Origin of the sequence: Streptomyces sp. NPDC051776 (genome assembly GCF_040681345.1) — a bacterium.
In the GTDB taxonomy this organism is placed as follows: domain Bacteria; phylum Actinomycetota; class Actinomycetes; order Streptomycetales; family Streptomycetaceae; genus Streptomyces.
This window is the reverse complement of the sequence record NZ_JBFAYQ010000033.1, coordinates 58962-78938: the sequence shown is the minus strand read 5'-3', so window position 1 is coordinate 78938 and position 19977 is coordinate 58962. Positions and strand designations below refer to the sequence as shown.

Annotated in this window: 15 protein-coding genes and 2 pseudogenes; 10 read left to right on the top strand and 7 right to left on the bottom strand. The window is 67.0% G+C overall.

Features of this window, described 5'->3' with window-relative positions:
* From AB0M26_RS23295 to AB0M26_RS23280, 4 genes and pseudogenes are all read right to left on the bottom strand, one after another.
* A partial coding sequence (locus AB0M26_RS23295) for a WXG100 family type VII secretion target (RefSeq protein ID WP_365263744.1) occupies positions 1–440 on the bottom strand: 440 nt, incomplete at its 3' end.
* Positions 441–714: 274 nt separating this feature from the next.
* On the bottom strand, positions 715–1950 hold the full coding sequence (locus tag AB0M26_RS23290) for an FAD-dependent oxidoreductase (protein ID WP_365263743.1): 1236 nt from the start codon (positions 1948–1950) through the stop codon (positions 715–717).
* A pseudogene (tal, locus tag AB0M26_RS23285) lies at positions 1950–3073 on the bottom strand (transaldolase). The gene AB0M26_RS23290 and the pseudogene tal overlap by 1 nt, the downstream one beginning before the upstream one ends.
* 52 nt (positions 3074–3125) lie before the next feature.
* Entirely contained in the window at positions 3126–3488 is a 363-nt protein-coding gene (locus tag AB0M26_RS23280) for a DUF488 family protein (RefSeq protein ID WP_365263742.1), read from the bottom strand.
* Positions 3489–4112: 624 nt separating this feature from the next.
* On the opposite strand from AB0M26_RS23280, the gene folE reads away from it, so the two are divergent.
* The 4 genes and pseudogenes from folE to AB0M26_RS23260 form a co-directional block, all read left to right on the top strand.
* Complete coding sequence (folE, locus tag AB0M26_RS23275) at positions 4113–4823, top strand: GTP cyclohydrolase I (RefSeq protein WP_365263741.1); 711 nt, start codon at positions 4113–4115, stop codon at positions 4821–4823.
* Positions 4810–5703, top strand: a complete 894-nt coding sequence (locus AB0M26_RS23270; protein WP_365263740.1) for a dihydrofolate reductase family protein — start codon at positions 4810–4812, stop codon at positions 5701–5703. Before folE ends, AB0M26_RS23270 begins: the two co-directional genes overlap by 14 nt.
* 278 nt (positions 5704–5981) lie before the next feature.
* Entirely contained in the window at positions 5982–8240 is a 2259-nt protein-coding gene (locus AB0M26_RS23265) for a hypothetical protein (RefSeq protein ID WP_365263739.1), read from the top strand.
* A 148-nt stretch (positions 8241–8388) separates the two neighbouring features.
* Positions 8389–8884, top strand: a pseudogene (locus AB0M26_RS23260) (tyrosine-type recombinase/integrase); the annotation flags it as partial.
* A gap of 386 nt (positions 8885–9270) precedes the next feature.
* On the opposite strand, the gene AB0M26_RS23255 reads toward AB0M26_RS23260, so the two are convergent.
* On the bottom strand, positions 9271–10269 hold the full coding sequence (locus AB0M26_RS23255) for a hypothetical protein (protein ID WP_365263738.1): 999 nt from the start codon (positions 10267–10269) through the stop codon (positions 9271–9273).
* Between the two features lie 374 nt (positions 10270–10643).
* Here AB0M26_RS23255 and AB0M26_RS23250 point away from each other — a divergent pair, with 374 nt between their 5' ends.
* The 6 genes from AB0M26_RS23250 to AB0M26_RS23225 all read left to right on the top strand — a co-directional run bounded on the left by AB0M26_RS23250 (position 10644) and on the right by AB0M26_RS23225 (position 18719).
* Positions 10644–10955, top strand: coding sequence for a hypothetical protein (locus AB0M26_RS23250; protein WP_365263737.1), 312 nt, complete (start codon positions 10644–10646; stop codon positions 10953–10955).
* An 18-nt stretch (positions 10956–10973) separates the two neighbouring features.
* On the top strand, positions 10974–11237 hold the full coding sequence (locus AB0M26_RS23245) for a hypothetical protein (RefSeq protein ID WP_365263736.1): 264 nt from the start codon (positions 10974–10976) through the stop codon (positions 11235–11237).
* A gap of 443 nt (positions 11238–11680) precedes the next feature.
* The gene (locus tag AB0M26_RS23240) at positions 11681–15745 is read left to right on the top strand and encodes a CHAT domain-containing protein (protein WP_365263735.1); all 4065 of its coding nucleotides are present in this window, start codon (positions 11681–11683) and stop codon (positions 15743–15745) included.
* Positions 15746–16114: 369 nt separating this feature from the next.
* On the top strand, positions 16115–16441 hold the full coding sequence (locus AB0M26_RS23235; RefSeq protein ID WP_365263734.1) for a hypothetical protein: 327 nt from the start codon (positions 16115–16117) through the stop codon (positions 16439–16441).
* A 221-nt stretch (positions 16442–16662) separates the two neighbouring features.
* Complete coding sequence (locus AB0M26_RS23230; RefSeq protein WP_365263733.1) at positions 16663–17964, top strand: GNAT family N-acetyltransferase; 1302 nt, start codon at positions 16663–16665, stop codon at positions 17962–17964.
* A gap of 191 nt (positions 17965–18155) precedes the next feature.
* The gene (locus AB0M26_RS23225) at positions 18156–18719 is read left to right on the top strand and encodes an HD domain-containing protein (protein ID WP_365263747.1); all 564 of its coding nucleotides are present in this window, start codon (positions 18156–18158) and stop codon (positions 18717–18719) included.
* Here the strand turns inward: AB0M26_RS23225 and AB0M26_RS23220 are convergent.
* Complete coding sequence (locus AB0M26_RS23220; RefSeq protein WP_365263732.1) at positions 18707–19174, bottom strand: NUDIX domain-containing protein; 468 nt, start codon at positions 19172–19174, stop codon at positions 18707–18709. The two genes, AB0M26_RS23225 and AB0M26_RS23220, sit on opposite strands and share 13 nt — an antisense overlap.
* Positions 19161–19934, bottom strand: coding sequence for a helix-turn-helix transcriptional regulator (locus AB0M26_RS23215; protein WP_365263746.1), 774 nt, complete (start codon positions 19932–19934; stop codon positions 19161–19163). The genes AB0M26_RS23220 and AB0M26_RS23215 overlap by 14 nt, the downstream gene beginning before the upstream one ends.
* Positions 19935–19977 lie beyond the last annotated feature (43 nt).

Below are 19977 nucleotides of genomic sequence, written 5' to 3'. Positions count from 1 at the left end.
CCCGAGTCCTCGTACTCCTTGGCCTTCTTCGACGCCCGGTCCACCCACCCGTTCGCCGTCTCCAGCCGCGTGTTCGCGGACGCGAGATTCCGGCGGGCCTCCCGGCCCTTCTCCAGCGCCCGCCGGGAGTCGTCCTGCGCCTTGTCCAAGTCCGGCCAGTACGCGGCCAAGGCGTCCCCGGCCAGGTCGTAGGACTTCTTCAGCTTCCGCAGATTCTTCGGAACATCCTCGAACTCCGCCGTGAACGCGTCAGCGGACTTCCCCGCCCACTTCAGCAGCGCATCATCACCGGCCATGCCCTTGATCTGCCGCAAGGCGTCCCCGACATCATCGGCGAAATCATGCAACCGCCGCGCCAGGGACTTCACCCGCTCCGGATCACCCGGAACCGGATCCTCCTCCAGATCCAGCACATGCCAATCCGTCGGCCGATTCCCCACCCCGAACAACCCCCGTCATGCCAGCGGACAGAGACGGCGCACCAGCAGCCCGTCTCTGCGAAGCCATCCGCCGCGCAGCGCGAGGAGTAAGACGCGCCCCCGGCCACGTCAGCGTCAACGCCATTATTCTGTACGCCACTTGTCCGCGTGGCCCGGGATCGTGGACTGACCGGAATCCGCCACGCCACCGGTGGGGAGGAGTTTCTCGACGAAGCTCACGAACTGCTCAAGGCTCCCGGTCTCTGATTCCCCATGGCAGCCGGGACGGGGGTCTTCAAGCAGAAACCGTCTGGTCGAGTGGCACGTCCAGGTCGGTGAGTCTGCGCAGGTCGACCCGGTTGCCCGAGCGGACCAGTTGCTGGATCTGCTCGGTGACGTCCCAGACGTTGACGTTCATGCCGGCCAGCACCCGGCCGTCGGCCAGCCAGAAGGCGATGAACTCCCGTGTGCCCAAGTCGCCCCGCACGACAACATCGTCGTACTGGCCTGGCTCGGCATGACCGGCGTATTCCATACCCAGGTCGTACTGGTCGGTGAAGAAGTAAGGGACGCGGTCGTAGAGCGCGGACTTGCCGAGCATTGACTGCGCAGCCGTGTCGGGCTGGTTGAGCGCGTTGGCCCAGTGCTCGACCCGGATGTGCTTGCCGAGCATCGGATGAAAGGCGTTCGCCACATCGCCGACCGCGTGGATGTCCGGGTCGGAGGTACTCAGCGATGCGCCCACCACCACCCCGTTGTCGACACGCAGGCCTGCTCCCGCGGCGAGTCGGGTGTTGGGGACTGCGCCGATACCGACAATGACCGAGTCCGCGTCGATGCGGGTACCGTCCGCGAGACGCACCCCGCCGGCTCTCCCGTCCTCGCCCAAGATCTCGGTGATATGAGCGCCGAGCCGCAGGTCCACGTCGTGCTCGCGATGCAGATCAGCGAAGACGGGCGCGATCTGCGGACCGAGGAGGCGCAGCAACGGCATCTCGCCCGGTTCGAGGACGGTCACTTCCACGCCGGCGGCTCTGGCGGCGGCGGCCACTTCCAGGCCGATCCACCCTCCCCCGACGAGCACGATCCTGGAGGAGGTCTGGAAGGTGCGCCGAATGCGTTCGCAGTCGCCGACACGACGCAGGTAGAGCACGCCCTCCAGATCCGCCCCGGGCACCGGAAGGTGGCGCGGCGAGGCGCCTGTGGCGAGCAGGAGTTTGTCGTAGCCGATCCGGTCGCCCCTGGAAGTGGTGACCTCACGCCGTTGGCGGTCGATCCCGGTGACCTCGGTGCCCAGCAGCAGGTCGATGCCGTGGTCGGCGTACCACTGGAGGTCGTGCACGAAGATCGTCTCGCGGGCCTCATTGCCCTGCAGGTAACCCTTGGACAGCGGCGGCCGCTCGTACGGAGGCTCGTCTTCCTCACCAATGAGCTGGATCCGACCGTCGAAGCCGTACTCGCGCAGCGCCTCGGCGGCTTTGGCCCCCGCCAGACTCGCTCCGACAATCACGAACGCAGGCTGCGTCGGCATCACACTTGCCCCCTTGGGTGGGCGGAATCCTGCAGAGAGCGGGCGAGTTGGGCTGCGAGCTGGTCCCAGCTGGCGCCGAACTTCTCGACGCCTTCGTTCCCGAGGACCTGGACCACGTCGGCGTAGTCGATGCCGAGGCCGGCGAGCTCGTTCAGCACCCGGTGCGCATCGTCGTAGGTGTCGCGGATACCGCGATCCGGTACGACCCCGTGGTCGGCGACCGCGTCCAACCTCCCCTCCGGCATGGTGTTGACGACGTGCGGAGCTATCAAGTCGACGACATAGCGGGTGTCTTCGTACTGTGGGTCCTTGACGCCGGTGGATGCCCACAGCAGACGCTGCGGACGGGCTCCGGCGCTCTCCAGGGACTTCCACCGATCGCCGGCCAGCATGCGCTCATAGTGCTCGTAGGCCAGCCGGGCGTTGGCGATCGCCGCGCGGCCCCGCAGCGCAGCGGCCCGCTCATCGCCACCTTGTCCAGCCGCCGGTCGATTTCGGTGTCCACCCGGGAAACGAAGAACGAAGCCACCGAGGCGATGACCGACAAGTCATGGCCCGCGTCACGGGCACGCTCCATTCCGGTCAGGTATGCCTCACTGACCGCGTCGTACCGGTCGAGCGAGAAAAGGAGGGTGACATTGATGCTGAGGCCCTCGGCGAGACACTCGGTGATGGCTTCCAGACCCTGCTTCGCCGCGGGGATCTTGATGAAGAGATTCGGCCGGTCCACCAGCCACCACAGTGCCCTCGCCTCCGCCACGGTCCGCATCGTGTGGTGCGCAAGGCGCGGGTCGACCTCGATCGAGACGCGCCCGTCGATCCCCCCGGTGGCATCGTGGACCGGGCGCAGCACATCGCAGGCCCGGCGCACATCGAAGGTCGTCAGGGCGCGTAGGGCCTCTCCGACCTCCACTCCGCGCAGCCCGAGGTCGGTGAGTTGGCCGGTGTAGGCATCGCTTCCGGTGATGGCTTTGGCGAAGATCGTGGGGTTCGTCGTCACGCCAACCACATGGCGGTCCCGGACGAGCCGCGCCAGGCTTCCGTCGGTCAGCCTCCGCCGACTCAGATCGTCGAGCCAGATCGATACTCCCGACTCGGACAGACGGGCGAGCGCATCGGTCATGATTCCTCCTCATCCGAGGTCTGTGCCTCAGCGGGAAGGCGGGACGTCGCCGTCAGCTCTGCAACATGTCGGCGAGTACCGCGGCCTCGCTGATCTCCGCCTGCTTCGTCGCGGTGAGGAGTGTCAGCGTCCGCTTCTTCGCCAGATCCCTGAGGTGCACCAGCGCCTCGGCGTGCTCGGGCTCCCGCAACTCGGCCCGGTAGCGGCGGCCGAATTCCTCGAACCGCTCCGGATCGTGGCTGTACCACTTGCGCAGCTCGGTCGAGGGCGCCACCTCCTTGCACCACTCGTCGAGGCCCGCTTTGTCCTTGGTCAGGCCGCGCGGCCAGATACGGTCGACGAGGACGCGGGTGCCGTCCTGGTTATCCGGGTCCTCGTAGACCCGACGCACCCGGACCTTCGGTTTGGTCGCCATCGCTGCCTCCTCACGGGTCGTTGATGCCGGCAGCTCGGCGAATCCCCAGTGGACGCATGCCTCAGCTGCAGGAGGTCAAGCACGCCGTCTCCTGTGGACCGGGCGGCATTGTGACGCCGGTAAGGCTGGCGTGGCGCACGACCATCGGTGCTCGTGGAACCGACGGCCCATGCTCCCGAATCCCGGCGCAACGCTCCCGAATCCCGGCGCACACCACCCCGAACCGCAAGACCTTCCGCTCGCGCCCGGCACCACGCCGCAACGGGCGCCGCAGACGAAACGCGTCGACGGAACACACCACCAGGCTCCGGCAGAGCACGTGCCACCGCAAACCCGCACTTCGGGCCCTTGGTCACGCCGTGGATCCGGGCGGTTTCGAAACGTCTCCGGATCATGCAGTCCCAGTCGGACGGACGGCACGACGGCAGTCCCGGTGCGGTCAGTCGGGTGAAGACCACGGAGATGGTGCGGGGCACGGCGAGGATGCCTCGAACGGCATCTGCCCCCATGCCACCCTTGCCCTGCACACGACGGCCGAGGCCGTCCGCGCACCGAAGTCGTGCCTGCGGCGCAGCTCGCGGCGGCACAGGGAATGCGCGTCGGCCTTCCGAGGAAGTGACACAGGTGAGCGATCAAGAGCAACCCTTGACCGGGTCGCCGAAGGTCGGCGGGCTGGCCGGTGACGATCTTGGGTACGACAGCGAGGAATGGGCTGCGATCACCCCCCGGCACATCCCTCCGGAGCAGTGGCAGCAGTTCGAGGGGTACATGCGGGAGATCTTCGCCGCCATGGGTATGCCGGTCGGTTCACCGGCCACGATCGACACACCACGCCGCTTCCTCCGCGCGATCTTCGAAGCGACCAGTGGGTACGAGGGCGACGAGAATCTGGTCACCGCGTTCCCCACCGAGTGCCGCGGCGGCCCCGACTGCCGCATCAGCCAGGTGGTGGAGGGGCCAATCCCGTTCTTCTCCCTGTGCGAGCATCACAGTCTGCCGTTCTTCGGCACGGCCTACGTCGGCTACATCGCGCACGAACACATTCTCGGGCTGTCCAAACTGACAAGACTGGTGCGGCTGTTCTGCCGCCGGTTCTCCGTGCAGGAGCGCATCGGCCAGCAGCTCGCCGACGCGCTGGAGCGCATCCTCCTCCCGCACGGCGTCGCCGTTCACCTGGAAGCGGTGCACCTGTGCACGCAGATGCGGGGTGTCCGCGAGATCGAGTCCAGCACCCGCACCACCTACTGGCGCGGTACCTACGACACCGAGGGCCAGCTGAGACTCGAGTTCTTCGAACTGTGCGGCTTGAGGAGCACCAACCGTGGCAGAGCATGACGCAGCCGTCCCGGCCACCAGTACACCGGCACAGGCTCTGAAGCCGCTGTACGAGGAACCCGGACTGCCCCACTGGGGCTTGCCGTCGACGCTGGCCGCGCTCTACGGCGGGAACCTGGGCTTCAACGAGCCCTGTCTGTACGCAAACTTCGTCGCCTCACTCGACGGGGTCGTCGACCTCGGCCCGGAATTCCCCTCGTCCGGCTCAACGATCAGCGGCCGGGAACCGGCGGATCGGTTCGTCATGGGACTGCTGCGGGCCTGTGCCGATGCGGTACTCATCGGGGCGGGCACTCTTCGGGCCACACCAGGGCACCACTGGACACCCGAGCACGCATATCCTGCGGCCGCAACGGAATTCGCCGAGCTGCGGCACGGCCTGGGGCGTGCCGCTGAGCCGGACTTGGTTGTCGTCACCGCGAGCGGCGACATCCCTGCTGACCACCCCGGCTTGCGCGCGGGCACGCTCATCGCCACCACGAGGGCCGGGGCCCGGCGGCTGGACGGACGCCTCCCGGCAACCTGCACGATTCTGGCCGTGGGCGAAGGCCCGGGACTGCCGATGGCGGACGTGCTCGATGCGGTTCGCGCCCGCGGGCACACCATCGTGCTCACCGAGGGCGGACCGCGCGTCATCGGTCAGCTCATCGGCGACAGCCTGCTGGATGAGTTGTTCCTGACGGTGTCCCCCCTGTTGGCGGGCCGCGCGGACACGCCCCGCTCGGGGTTGGTGGCCGGACTGGAACTGCTGCCCGGAGTGCACAAGGCGGCCGGCCTGATCAGCGCGAGGCAGCGGGCGTCTTATCTGTTCCTCCGCTATCGGTTGCGCGGTGGCCGTCCGCCAGGGAACGGAATGGACACCAGCCCGCCCGGTCGGTGAGTTGCCGCAGTTTGCAACGGAGGCGAACTGGCCGATCTGCACCTGACCGCCTTGGCTCGCGCCATGTTCACGGTCACGACCGTGCCGAGCAGGGACGGCACTGATGAGACGCAAGGAATCGAGTCGAAGCCTCGGGCACCGCGTGTCAGCGAGGGTGGGCATCCGGTGGAAGAGCCTGAGCCGTTGGGGTTAGAGGCGGAGGAGGGGCGACGACGGAAATGGTGAGACCGAGTTGAGGAGGAGTATCGGCCTGATCAATTGCGCAAGGAGGTTCCCGCATGCGGGTGCACAGAATCGCGACAGCCACGATGCTGGTCCTGGAGGTAGGCGGATGGACAGCAACAGGCTTCGGGAAGGCATTTGCGGACACGGGCCCAGCTGGCAGGAAGGCGAAGGCCAGTGCACAGGGCGGATCCTCTACCGGCGGGGAGGTCTTCCAGCAGAACGTCGCGCAGTCCTCCCGGCAGAACAACAACTGCAACAACCCGAACACCGGGGACACGGAAGGTGAGTCGCTCACCGGTAGCCGGGCAACAGGCCGGTGCGTGACCAAAGACAACTCGCTGACCGAGTTCTCACGCATCCACAACGGCCCCGTAGAGGCACAAGGCGGCTCCTCGATCACGAGCCTGGCCCAGCAGAACACCGCCCAGCGCGGCAGGCAGAACAACAACTGTAACAACGAAAACGACTCAACCATCACCGTAGAAGGCGGCCGGGTGGAAGCGCGCTGCGCGGACGAGGACTTCTCGTTCAGCAAACACACCCTCGTCAAGGGCGGCGCCGCGCGAGCCGAAGGCGGCTCCAGCACACTCGTGGCGGCCACCACCGTGGCCCAGCAGAACACTGCGCAGGAGGGCAGGCAGAACAACAACTGCGCCAGCCCTAACTTCGCCGCTACCACCCTGGATGGTGGCCAGGAGAAGAGCCGTTGCGGGAACAAGGACACCTCGTTCAGCAAGCACATCCGTATCAAGGGCGGCGGCGCCCGCGCCGAAGGCGGCAGCGCAGAGGTGGATGTGCTCCAGCAGAACATCGCCCAGGAAGGCCGGCAGAACAACAACTGCCGCACCCGCGGCGAGGGTTTCGTAGGTTCGCTTTCTGTGACCGGGGGCCGGGTGGAAACGCGTTGCGGGAACAGGGACGGCTCCTTCAGCAAGCACACCGGCGTCAAGGGCGGCGGCGCCCGAGCCGAAGGCGGCGGTGCAGAGGAAGATCTGTTCCAGCAGAACATCGCCCAGGAAGGCCGACAGAACAACAACTGCGACAACCCCAACAACAACTCGAGCATCACGGTCGCCGGGGGCCGGGTGTCAACGGGCTGCGGGAACAAGGACACCTCGTTCAGCAAGCACACCCGTATCAAGGGCGGCGGCGCCCGCGCCGAAGGCGGTAGCGGCGGCGCCGATGTCAGCCAGCAGAACATCGCGCAACACGGCCGGCAGAACAACAACTGCGCCAGCTACAACCACTCGGGGATCAACTTGACGGGGGGCGGCCGGGTGAAGAGCCGCTGCGGGAACAAGGACACGTCGTTGAGCAAGCACACCCTCACGCGGGGTGGCGGCGCCCGAGCCGAAGGCGGCTCCAGCGGCAGCGCAGACTTCAGTGGGGACCAGCAGAACATCGCGCAGGAGGGCCGTCAGAACAACCACTGCGCCAACCCCAACTTGTCCTCCACGGCCCTGGACGACCGCCAGAAAAACCTTTGCGGGAACAAGGACGGCTCGTTCAGCAAGCACACCCGAATCAAGGGCGGCGGAGCCCGCGCCGAAGGCGGCTCCAGCACAGCCAGCTACCTGGTCCAGCAGAACACCGCGCAGGACGGCCGACAGAACAACGTCTGCCACAACAGCAACATGAATCTTGGTTCCCTCGAGGTCAACGGCGGGCGGGTGGAGGCCAGCTGCGGCAACAAGGACGCCTCATTCAACAAGCAAACACAGGTCACGCGCGGCGGCGCCCGCGCCGAAGGCGGCTCCACCACGGCCGGTACTGCGCTCCAACAGAACGTCGCGCAGGAAGGACGTCAGAACAACACCTGCAACAACCCCAACAGCGACGCGACCATCACCACGACAGGGGACCGAGTGGGGATTCGTTGCAGGAACAAGGACATCTCTTTCAACCGCAAGACCGTGGTCAAAAGCGGTGGCGCCGCAGCCGAAGGAGGCTCCAGCACCACCGAAACCGTAAACCAGCAGAATGTGGCACAGGAAGGCCGTCAGAACAACAACTGCGCCAACCCCAACCTCCCGCCTTCAGTGGTCGAACTGAGCAGCAACCGGTTGAGGGAAAGCTGCAAGACGGTGGACGGCTCCGCCAACGTCCACACCACGGATATCGGCGGAGGAGCCAAGGCCGAGGGCGGCTCAGCCACCGCCGCCCTCTTCCAGCAGAACAGTGCTCAAGAAGGCCGACAGAACAACACCTGTAGCGACCCCAACAACCTCACGCTCAACGCCTCTGGCAGCCGCACGCAGGCCCATTGCGTCGCCGTCGACCGCTCCACCAACCTCGCCACGATCAACCGGTAAACCAGGCCCCTCGGTCCTGCTGCCCCTGCTCAAGGCGTGGAACGGCTTCAGCAGGGGGCAGCGGCCACGTATCGGCCGGGTGCGTTCGAAACTTCAGCCGTCCAGGGCAGTACCACCCGGACCACGAAACAGAGTTGCCATCGCCTCCAGTGAGTCCTCCGAGGGCCCCATGCCGATCCCGCCCGTCTTCCTCCTGTTCCTGCGCGAGCACACGGCAGCACAGGACGAGATGCGGGCCGCGGCCGGGGAGCTGTGGCAGGAGTTCGACGTCGTGTTCTCGCGTCCGAACGGTCGGTCACTCGACCCACGCGCCGACTGCGAGGAGTTCAAGGAGCTGTTCAAGGAAGCCGGCGGGATCGACGATCACGCCGTCGTTACGACGGGAGCCGCCACACGGCTGGCACACATCCTGAACGAGTTGGGCGTCGACATGCCCACGATCATGGAGATCCTGCGGTACCCAGATCAGCCAGACAAGGCGGTACGTGAAAGGCAGATCTCACCTATCGACGGATGCGATGCGGCGCATGGGCGAGTTCTTCGTACCCGCTCCGCAGAGCCCCTCCATGGGCCCCACTGAGACCACAACTGAGACCGCCGACGCACGCGCGGCCCGCTCCCGGCGCCGCCGACGGGTCCGCTGAACGAAAAAGCCCAGCTCAGGCACTGTCTGAGCTGGGCTTCAGTGGAGCCGCCTAGGGGAGTCGAACCCCTGACCTACGCATTACGAGGGCCTGCAAGATCGTGACGGTCGCTGACCCGTGATCACGCTCGATCCGCTTTTCCCTGGCCAGAGACCTGTAGAGCTCGATGACATGACGCTTGATCCAATGGGTGTTGAACCATCCGCTCACGCATCGCTCACGCATTCGGCGCGCCGGGCCAGGACTCCGGAGGCGACTTCCGAGGCAATGGCCCACTCGCCGTGGGCGGCTGACCGCAAACTCGGTGAGGGCGAGAGCTAGATCGAGAACCAGGTCGAGCGCTGCCGCCGATGGGTTTGCCGGCCGCCTGATGATGAGGGCGAGGCTCAGTCGTCGTAGCACTCGGTGACGACGAACCGCGTCCCCTCGAGTACCCCTCCGACACGCGTTTCGGCCCACTTGGCAAGCAGGTCCGCCTGACCTTCGACCCGGTTCAACAGATGGGCGATCTCATCAGCGCCCGGCGACGTGGGGAGCACACAGCGAACTACCGCACTACCTGTTGCGCTGCTGCAATCCTCGTAGTCCTCGTCAGGGTCATCGGGGACCCAGCGGCCGATCTCGACGTGCCAGGAATCGGCGCCGTCGTCCCCGGGCTCCGGCGCATGGACAGACAGGTAGTACCCGTCTGAATCGTACGGCTCAGCGAAGATCGCAAGGTTGGACTCTTCCAGCCCCCCAACCATGTCAGGGAAACGAGAGCAGGCGGTGACCAGCACCCGCAGGTTCGCGACAGCCTCCTCACGCTCCTCGGGAGTGATCCCTTCTTCGAGACGATCCAGCTGCTCACGTGCCTCACGGCTCAGCATGTCCACCCCGCCGTCATACGTCACGAACGGTTGGCCGAAGTCCCAGGAACGCCAGCCCTCCGTCTCGGGCATGGAAGTTCCCTCTGAGTACTCGGCGAGCGCCTCGGACAACTGCCGTGCTTCCGTTTCCACTTCCACGTTGATCGCGATGCGGATGGGCTCAGGCACCACCGTCAGAGCTTCGTCCAAATCGGCGAGCGCCTGGTGGAGTTCCAGACAGGTGTACTCGTACCACAGGCTGTGCGCACCACTCAGAAGATCGGCGCGCGAAGCCACGTCGGTCAGCGCTGCAAGGTGCTTCGTCGGATAGTGCGCCACCCCGTGATCACGACGATCATGAATACTCACCGGGACAGTGGTGAGGGCGGAGATCCGATTGAGCGCGTCAACGATCGGTGCCGCAAGAGCGGATGTGGCGAGGCTCGTCACAGTCGACGACTCAACCCCGCCCGGCCCCAGGTAGGTCGCCAGGATCTGCGTCTTCCCACGGTTCGCGTGCTGAGAATAAACGGTCATGAGAACGCCTTTCGACCACCGAGCCGAGGCAGCCTGGCGGTCACGGAAGAATGAAGAATGCGGAGAGAGGCGGTGGCGAGGGCGCGTTCCGACGCTCCGTACCTCGAAGAGACCAGCGGTGGCCCAGGTCCTATCCCGAGCTCCTTGCCTGCGTGCACCTTAAGCGCACGTGTCGCGGGCCACAACCAGATTGCCTGGCTTCGCGGGAGCAGGTGGCTGCTGGCAAGCCGGCGTGGTCGGCGGAGAGACCGAAACGCTGCCATCATCACATCGCGGCCGATTCACCCGTCGGGATCACAATTCAGACATATCCCCTCCATATGAAGTGCGCCAGTGCTCATGATGCCGTCCAACACGCACGTCCAGGGGGGACCATGCGCACCCGCACAACTGCCCGCAGCCTCAGCCCTGCTCCTCGCCTCGCTCACCGCCTGCCAGAGCAGCAGCGACGAACCAGCCGCCAGAGAAGAGAAGACAAGGCCAGTACGTCGAAGCCGTCGGTCGCCGCGAAGAGGAGCGCCGAGCCGAGTCCGACTGCGGACAAGCCGAGAGACTTCGGCGAGATCCTCACGTTCAACGACTCCGTCACAGCAGCCACCATCAAGGCCACGGTGCTCGGCTACGAGCAAGTCATCAAAGCGCAGTCCACCGCCGACCAGGAGTTCAACACCATCGGCTACGAGTAGGCCGCCCTTGAGATCAAGGTGTGCATCACGGAGGGCACCGGTGGCACCACCCGCTTTCCGTGGATCCTCGCCTACGAGGACGGCGTTCGCATCGAGCCGAGCAGCGTGACCTACGGCGACTTCCCCAAGCCCGAATACCCCTACGAAGCGACCGTCAAGGCTGGTGACTGCGTGCGCGGGAAGACCGTGTTCGCCGTGCCCGGCAACCAGCGGCCCGAGCGCGTGCTGTACACCCCGGAGGCTCTGCCTGAGGGCGCCGAGTGGGCGGTTCCTAAGGCGTGAGTCAGAAGCCCCCGGCGCAGCCGTGACATGCAGTCCGGGGGCTTCTCGCGTCCCCAGATAGGCGGGCGCCTCGTTGCGCGCAACCAGCCAGCATCTCGGCTACCGGCGCAACCTCCCGCAATCCCCCACCAAACAGACCCGAGCGGCAGCATGCTGAGCCTCCAACCATCAGATGGAGAGCCACATGACGCTCAGGTTCATCGGCACCACATCGGAGCACGGCAGCTGCCCCCACGCTGTACGAGGTCGAGGAGACCGGAGACTTCGTGGTTCAGGGCGACCTGGCTCACCGACCCCGAGCACCTCGCCCAACTGCGCAACGTGGGCGAACATGAGACGTTCGTCATCACCCCTCGCAAGCCGCTCACCCGCTTCGCCCGTAAGGAGTAACCGCTCTTACCACTGCTGGCTGGCCTACTCTGGGCGCTCAGGAGGTTACGGGGGTGAGGGATGCGCTGCTCAGAGAACTGGCCGACAGAGTCAGGGCCTTCGGTAACGGCGGGGTGCCGGATGTCGTACTCGACGGTGCGGGGGTCAAGGCCGCCGCTGAACTGATGGCGGTCGCGGGCGAAGCCCTGGACGAGCAAGGGGCGGTGGACACCGACGTCCTGCACACGGTCGCGGCGTACCACTGGGCACGGTCTCTCGCCCACGATGACGTTGCGCTGTCGACAGCCGACCACAAGAGGGCGATGCATGTCTTCGGCCTGTTGTATCTGGTCGATCACCGGCGTGTACCCCGCGCGTTGTGGTGCGAGCTCACCGAGGAGACCGGCCACGATCCGTGGCAGGACCCTGTGGACCACGCAAGCGATCTCGTGCTGGATGCCGAGGAAGGCGGCGATCCGTCCGTACTCGACGAGGCGATAGCCCTGCTCCACAGCTCCCCTGCTGGCCCCTATCGCGACACCACTCTGGGCCTCGCCTTCCGCCACCGGGCGGTGGTCGCCGACCGCGCGGTGGTCGACCGGCTGGCCGATGCCGACTCCGCTGTCGAACTGCTCACCAGTGTGGCCGCGCTTCCCGAGGAGCCGCCCACCCGTCGGGCCCGACGTCGCGTGAGCCTCGCGGGCGCCCACATGGAGCGATTCGGGCTCTCCGCCGACCACGCTGACCTCACCGCGGCGGAGTCCGCCGCGCGTACGGCGTTCACCGAGGCGGCGGAAGGCTCCGCCGAGCAGGCGGACGCGGCGGCGAGCATCGGCGTGTCCCTCGGCCGTCGCGCGGAGGAGACCTCCCATCCGGAAGCGGTCGGCCTGCTGCGGGAAGCCGTCTCCTGGCTGCGCCTGGCGGTCGATCTCGAGACGGCCTCGGGACGGGAGTCGGACCACCGCACGAACCTCCGCAAGGCAATGCAGCTCCTCCTCGCCCGTACGGTTGTGGGCCCTGAGGAGGAGCGTGAAGGTGAGGTGGCAAGAGCCGCCCCGTCGCTCGCGGCAGACAGTGCGCGCCAAGCCCAGGCCCTCGCCGAGCTGGGCTCGAAGATCGTCGCGCGGATCATTCCGGAGGCCGAAGCGGTCCGCCGTGCCGTGGACCCGGCCTTCGCGCTCTCGCGGGAGGCCGTCGACGCGATGGTGGCCGGTGCCATGGGCCTCGTTGGCTCCGGTGCGCCTCAGGATGCGGTGCCCGCGCTCACCCTCGCTCTGGAGGCCGCCTCCGCACGGTGGGGAACGGTGCCCGAGAGCCCTTGGTGGAGGGCTGCCGACGCCTATGTCGAGGCCGCGCGAATGAGCCTGGTCAGACGTCCCGACGGGATGCTGTTCCGCCGCGCCCACGACGCCGTGCGGACCCAGATCGAAGTACTGCACGAACGCGACGAGACCGACGAGCTCGCCGAGACCCTCTTCGCCGCCGGACTGCTGCACCTCAGCCCGTATTCCGGCGAAATGCCGGGGATGGCCTTCGACAGCGCGCTCAACGTCTGGCGGGACCGTCAGGACCGTTATCGGTCACTCTACCCGGACGACCCCGCCCACTCCGCGGGACCGGACATGCCGTCCCCCGCGGAAGCGGCGGCGGCCGCGGTCGGGTACCTCCGGGATGCCGCGGATCTGTCGTCGGGGCATGCGCTCGGGCGAGTCCTCAAGTCCCTGGCCGAGGCGTTGTCCTTCCTCGCCGGGATGCGGGAGGAGTCGTACGACCGGGAGATCCTGCTAACCGCCCGGAAGGCGTTCGACGTCCTGGACCCGCGGCGCGATCCACTGTGCCGTCTGTACACACTCCGCGTCCTGCACCTGTTCGGCGAAGTCGCCCTTCCGGACGGACTGCCCGGCCTGCTCCCCGTCCCCCTCTCAGCCGTCCGGGCGCGACAGGGCGAGCACGAAGCCTCATGTGTCTTCGCCGAGGCACTTACCCTCGCCGACGAGGCCCATCGGCTCGACCTGCAGGCCCAACTGCTCGACGCGGCCGACCGCGAACTGCCGGATCTCTCGCTGGACTCCCACTGCCAACTGCGCTGGACGCGCGAGGTGCACTGCCTCGCCGACGACCGGCTGGCCTGTTTCCCGGAGTCGGCGCCGGTGGACGCAGTCGCCGCCGAGGTACGCTCCCGCGCGGAAGCCGAGGGGTGGTCCGCCGCCGAACTCGCGGCGACATTCATTCATCTCGCCGCCCATGCCGATCCGGCTGAGACAGGCGGAGCCGCCCGCGATCTCATCGAAGAAGCACGACGGTTGGAGCCGGAGCTCTTCCTGCGGCACGCCGACGCGCTGCACTATCTCGACGCCGTACTCGCTCACGATCTGGGCGTGCGTGCCGAGAGGGAACAGCAACCGGAGGCCGCCGCCCGTGATTTCGCATCCGCCGCCTTCCAGTTCGGCCTGTGCGGTCAGATCGATCTCGCCCTCGCCTCCCTCGATGCCGGGCTGGAGTGTGCCCACGCCTGCGACGGAAGGTCAGCCGACCGAGCGGCTCACGCGCTGGTCCCGGCGTCCGTGTTCCTACGTCACGGGACGGACGAGACGGTGGACTGGAAACTGCGGGACCTGTACCAGTCGCTGACCTTCAAACTGACCGACACCACGGTCAACTTCTCCGTGATGTCCGCAGTAAACCAAGCCGCGAAAGGCATGGACTTCACCATCGCCGCGGGGCACCCGGGCCCGCTGGAGTTCACGACGGCTCTGGACCGGATCCTCGACCGCGCACGACTCGGCGAGGCGGCGCTGCCCGGCCCGCTCCCCGACTTCGAACTGCCCGGCGGGACCGAGACGGTCATGCTGTTCTACCTGGGTTCAGGCGAAGCTGAACCGGACAGCGATGCCGAGGCCGAAGTGCGCAACCTGCAGCGTGCCGCTGATCGCAGGATCAGCCGGGAACTGCGCACGTCCCGGCAGCCCACGCACCTCCCACTGCTGCACGTCGACGAAATCCAAGCCCTGCTGCCCAATGAGACGGTGCTGATCTCGCTCTTCCTCAGCCAGGTGCGCCACCAGAGCTCGGCCAACCCCGTCATGGCCCTGCAAGGGCTGGCGGTGACCCGCGAGGGCCTCTCCTGCCGCACGACGGTGTTCCCGGACATCGAGGGCGGACTGTACCGGGTGTTCAAGGCCGGCCACACCCTCAACGTGTCGCACGCAGCCCCACAGATCGCGGAACTGCGCCGCGAAATCACCGCAGACCCACTGCACCGCCAAGTGACCCGCACCGCCCAGCGGGTCCTCGCCCACGACTCCCGCACCTACCTGGCCGGGTTCACCGATGCCCTGCCCTCCTGGCTCACCGAGGGCAAGACCCATCTGTGCGTCTGGCCGAACGGCCCGCTCCACTACCTCCCCTTCCACCTGCTCTCCGCCGACGGCCGCCTGGTGGCCGACGACTGGACCGTCACCCAGGTGCCCAGCCTGGCCTTCCTCAGCCGTCCGGCACGGCCCACCCCACACTCACCACGTCAGGCGTTGGCCGCCTTTGCGTTCGACAGCGGCGGCACGGACTCCTTGGAGGCCCACACCGCACGGATCGCCGCCTCGATGGGCGACGCCGACCCGGTTCTCGGGACGGCCGCCAGGCCCCGCCGTTTCCTCGAAGCGCTCCCGGGAGCCCGCTACGTCCACGTTGCGGCCCACGGGTCGCACAACGAGTGGGCACCCTGGCACCAATGCCTGTATTTGGCACCGGATCCGGCGAACGGCGACGACGGCCGAGTCTTCGCCCACGACATCCTCAGAACCGACCTGCGCGGCGTCGAACTCGTCACCATGAGCGCCTGCGAGTCGGCCCTCGGCCGCTTTGACATCAACGACAACCTGCACGGCCTGCCCGCCGCCTTCCTCTCGGCCGGTGCCGCCGCCATCGTCGGCTGCCTCTGGCCGGTCGCCCCCGACGTGGCAACCAATTTCTTCGGCACGCTGTACGAACAGCTCGCCGCTGCTCCGGACCGGCGCAGCGCCTTCCGCACAGCTCAGTCCGTGACCCGTACCCGCTACCCCGCTTACCGAGACTGGGGCGCCTTCTGCTTCATCGGCGACTGGCGCACGACCGCTGATTCCCCCAACGGAGAAACCAAATGACGCTCATCGACCAGCCGACCGAAGCCTCAGCGCCGACCCACGACATCGACCTTGTGCCGACGCTCCTCCTGCAGACGCCCACCCCCCACCCCCCTCTGACAGGGCGGATCTCGATGGGAACCCCAGTCGTACGTCCCCTCACCGCCGCGCAGGCCGCCGAGGGGCGACGAGGACTGGCAGGATTTCCTGGAGTCGCAGGCTGGCCAGTACGACTACCTGCTCCTCAGCCTGGTCTGTTCGTTCCGCCCTTCTCCCGACAGGGCTCCGTTCGCGGACGCGGGCATCGGTATCCGGCTGGAGGCGCCCAGAGAGCCGGTCGATCGACAGCCGATCGCCTGGTCCATCTCGCCGAAGAAGCGAGCGTTTCCTGTGACGACCTCCACCCATCTGAAACTGACCGCCAAGCTCATGCTCGTCGAGGCCGGTGTGGAGTGCACGCCGGAAAAGGACAGTCGCGAGGAACTGTTCGTGATCGGCATGGGCGAACGCGACAGCGATCCGGAGTGGCGGTTCAGCGCCACCGCCAGCACCCCCCTGGTCGGTGACGAGTCGCTCGCCCTCATCGTCCGGGTCCCCGCCGGTGTGCCTGCACTGGCTCACATCACGATGGCCGCGACCATCAAGCAGCGCCGTCTCGGCCTGATCCCGTACCGGGCCGAGCTCCCCGCTGCACTGCGGACCGTCGACTTCCGGTGAGCCGTCCGCAAGGGCGGTGCCGCCCGGACACCGGATGCGCGGCATGGTCGAATCTTCACCGCGATGGCCGGGTGGATACCGAAGAGACGGACGAGGTGGGCCGGATCGGCGGTCCGGCGAGCCTCGTAGGGGAAGCATAGGCGTGGCATGTCCCCGCTGGGGGCAGCCCTCGCACGCAAGGCGGTGAGGAAACGCAAGTAGTAGGACGAGGAGCAGAGCACGTGACCGAGCGAACTATCTACCTCGACCCCGACCCACGCGACTGGCGCTCCAGGAAGATCCGTGTCCGGGCCTCTCGCTGGTACGCCACGATCAGCCTCGACCGCGATGGGTACGTAGACTCCGCGTCCTCGCGTGGAGACACCCCCGAGCTTCCCGACGCCTACTCAGAAGCCGTCGACAGGGCGCGTGACGCGTCCATCGACCGCATCTGGTATGACGGCTACCCGGGTAGCTTCTCGTTTGGGAACGGCCCACGTTGGGTCAACCTGTTCGTTCAGTTCCCACTTATCGAGGCCGCGGTCGAAGCGCTCCGCTTAGCCGAGCTCGACCACGACTACAGCAGGCTCCATGCGCTCGCCGACCGGCTGGCGCTCCCCATCGATGACTGGCTTGCTCCCGGCGAGCGGGAGCTGGTCCGCGGCGTCGCCTTCCAGTCTCAGCCCGGCGCGTTCCTGAAGTTCTTGCGCGGCAAGGCCAAAGGGCGCGGAGTGCGCCTTAATGGTCGGGCAACCGCCGGGAGCGTGTGGGTTCGGCCAACGCTGTCGCTCGCAGAGAAGCAGCGACGGGAGATGTTTCCCGAGCAGTACCCCGGCTGGGAGGACCGCTGGACCGGGTACGTCGAGTCGGACAATGCACCCATCCGTCCTTGGGTGGGCGGCCGAGACCAGAGCCTCAGTTTCGGCGCAACACCCGTTCAGTTCCACGCTGTGGAGACACCAGGTAGCCGAGATTGCCCTTGCGGCATGAACCTGCAGGATCCATTGGACGACGGTAAGGAGCACACCGCTCACCATGCGGCGTGGGCTTTCGGCATTCGGGCACCCAGGAACCTGGAGTGGTGGGGTGATCTGGCCGTCGTGACGACGCAGTCGCCCATCGCGTGGAGGAAGCTCACCTACCAAGTGGCTCGGATGCCGCAGAAAGAGAACCACTACGACTTTCGCTCGTGGTCCCACCTTGACGAGCCTGAGGTGACCCCAGACAACATGCGCGCGTACCTCTTGAAGGCGAACGGGTACGTCATCGGCTACCTCGCCGCCCATGACACCAGCGAGCACCGCAGCTGGGATCTGATCGAAGGGTCACGATGCGGCGACCAGGACGACACCCTGCGGCCGCGGATCATCCTGATCTGGGTGGCGGACTCCTACCGCCGCCAAGGCGTCGGCGCCGCGCTCGTGCAGGTACTCGCCGAGGACTTCGGGTGCCAGGTCGCCGATGTGTCCTGGTCGAGCCCGATCAGTGACGCGGGCCGACGCCTCGCACGCGGGATCTCACCCGCGGGCGTCTGGGTCAGCTGACCTGCTCGGCAGGCTTCCTCTCCCTGATCAGCAGGAGACCAGCAACCCCAGTAGAAAGGGAGGACTGCCCGCCGAAGACACTTCTGCCAACCCTGGGCCCTAGCCCGCTCGAATGGTTGGTGGACAACGTCCCTGCTCCTGTGGGACGCCCTCTGGAGTGCCGACACGGTCACTTGGGCATGAACCAAGCCATGGGTGGATCGTTGGTGAACTGGGCCATGCGCATGGCGAAAGCGGAGCTGAGCACTGCGCTCCCGCGGCGATGGGTCCACACCATAGGGGTAACGCGTCGCGCCGCTGGTTTGGGGCGGATGCTCGGCGATGACGCCGAGCTGATCGAGGCTGCCGCAGCGCTCCACGATGTGGGCTACGCGCCCCGCCTCGCGACGACAGGGTTCCATCCGCTCGACGGTGCCCGGTTCCTCCGTGATGAGCACGGTGCCGATGAACGGTTGGTGCGGTTGGTTGCGAACCACTCGTTCGCGTTGCTGGAGGCCGAGGAGCGTGGGCTACAGGAGGAGTTGGCAGCGGAATTCCCGCTGCTGGAGGAGCCACTGCTGGTCGACGCGCTGGTCTACTGCGACATGACGACCACGCCCGACGGACGTCGGACCGCCGCACAGGACCGGGTCGCGGAGATCGTCGGCCGCTACGGCGCGGACAGCGTGGTCGGGCGGTTTATCCGGCGGGCGGCGACGGAGATCTTCTCCTCCGTCGAGAGGATCGAGGCCGCGCTGGCGGCTCAGCCGAGGTAGGGGTAGGTGCCGGCAAGGTAGTCCCCGATCTGCTGGCGCATGCTCGGGTGGATGTCGTACTGGTCCAGATCGGCCGACTGGACGAAGCGGACCCCGTCGGCCTCGTCGTTGATCGTGGGCACTCCGCCGACGGGTCGGCCAATGTAGGTGTTCTCGTACTGCTGGCGGATCTCGCCGTCGGTGTAGGCGACGATGTGGTTCGGGTTGGTGTAGACGCCGAGGAAGCCGGTGATCTCCGCGATGATCCCGGTCTCCTCCAAGCACTCACGAACGGCGCACTGGGCAGCCGTTTCACCGATGTCCTGGGCGCCGCCGGGGAGTGCCCACTGTCCGGTGTCCCGACGGCGCTGGAGGAGGATGGCGCCGGTCTCGTCGACGACGAGGAGGTTGCTGGCCGGGATGAGGGTGTTCGCCTTCGGGGCGGTGGGGTTGTTGTAGTACTCAGTCCTGCCCATGGTCGGCGGTCCTCTCCTGGTCGGGTGCCCATGGCCGTGCGGCGGCCCAGACAGCGTCGAAGCTCTGAGCGTAGTTGTCGAACCACCCTGTGCCGTCTGCCCTCTTGAGGTGGAGGAGGGGGTTGGCGCTGGCCGGTTGTCCCCAGATGTGGGGGTTGACGAGCAGGTCGTCGTCGTAGCGGAACATGGATGTGTAGAGCGTGGTGTCGTGGAGCCGTACGGCGCACCCGGTCTCGCCCAGCAGCGGACGGTAGTACGTCAGTGAGGCGCGGATCTTGGCAGCAAGGGTGTCGCCGATGCCTTCCTCACTGCCTCTGATGGCGACTGCCTGCCCGTCCGGGTCGCCGAAGCACAGGCGCACCCGCACTCCCTCGGCGGCACGTTCGGAGAGCATCTTGGCGACGTGGGGGTTGGACTGGGCGAAGAACGTGCCGGAGAAGACGAGGACACTGATCTCGTGCCGAGCCTCTCGCAGCAGCGCGAGCCAGACGTCCCGGGGCACGCTGGCCCGGTTCTGGTAGGTGCCGACCAGCTCGGTGCCTAACCCGTCCCGTGGTCGGCCGGGGCGCTTGGACGGCTCGGGCCAGAGGAAGGTCTCCTCTACGCGCAGGTGTCGCGCGACGCGGAAGCGGTGCCGGGCATGGGGAATCCGCCCGCCCAGCCACCGGCTCACCGTCTTGGGATCCACCTCGCAGACCTCGGCAAGGGACTCGGGCGAGACGCCACGTTGGCCGAGCACAGTGCGCAGTCGGTCGTTCACAGTAGCCATCGAATCGGTGCAGCGCATGATCACGCAAGGACGT

What these genes read in the sequence shown, in the direction of transcription:
- AB0M26_RS23280 (WP_365263742.1), bottom strand. Translation starts at nt 3,488, where the DNA reads ATGGCGACCAAACCGAAGGTCCGGGTGCGTCGGGTCTACGAGGACCCG.
- AB0M26_RS23255 (WP_365263738.1), bottom strand. Translation starts at nt 10,269, where the DNA reads ATGACCGTTTATTCTCAGCACGCGAACCGTGGGAAGACGCAGATCCTG.
- AB0M26_RS23290 (WP_365263743.1), bottom strand. Translation starts at nt 1,950, where the DNA reads ATGCCGACGCAGCCTGCGTTCGTGATTGTCGGAGCGAGTCTGGCGGGG.
- AB0M26_RS23250 (WP_365263737.1), top strand. Translation starts at nt 10,644, where the DNA reads ATGCGCACCCGCACAACTGCCCGCAGCCTCAGCCCTGCTCCTCGCCTC.
- AB0M26_RS23265 (WP_365263739.1), top strand. Translation starts at nt 5,982, where the DNA reads ATGCGGGTGCACAGAATCGCGACAGCCACGATGCTGGTCCTGGAGGTA.
- AB0M26_RS23220 (WP_365263732.1), bottom strand. Translation starts at nt 19,174, where the DNA reads ATGGGCAGGACTGAGTACTACAACAACCCCACCGCCCCGAAGGCGAAC.
- AB0M26_RS23225 (WP_365263747.1), top strand. Translation starts at nt 18,156, where the DNA reads ATGGGTGGATCGTTGGTGAACTGGGCCATGCGCATGGCGAAAGCGGAG.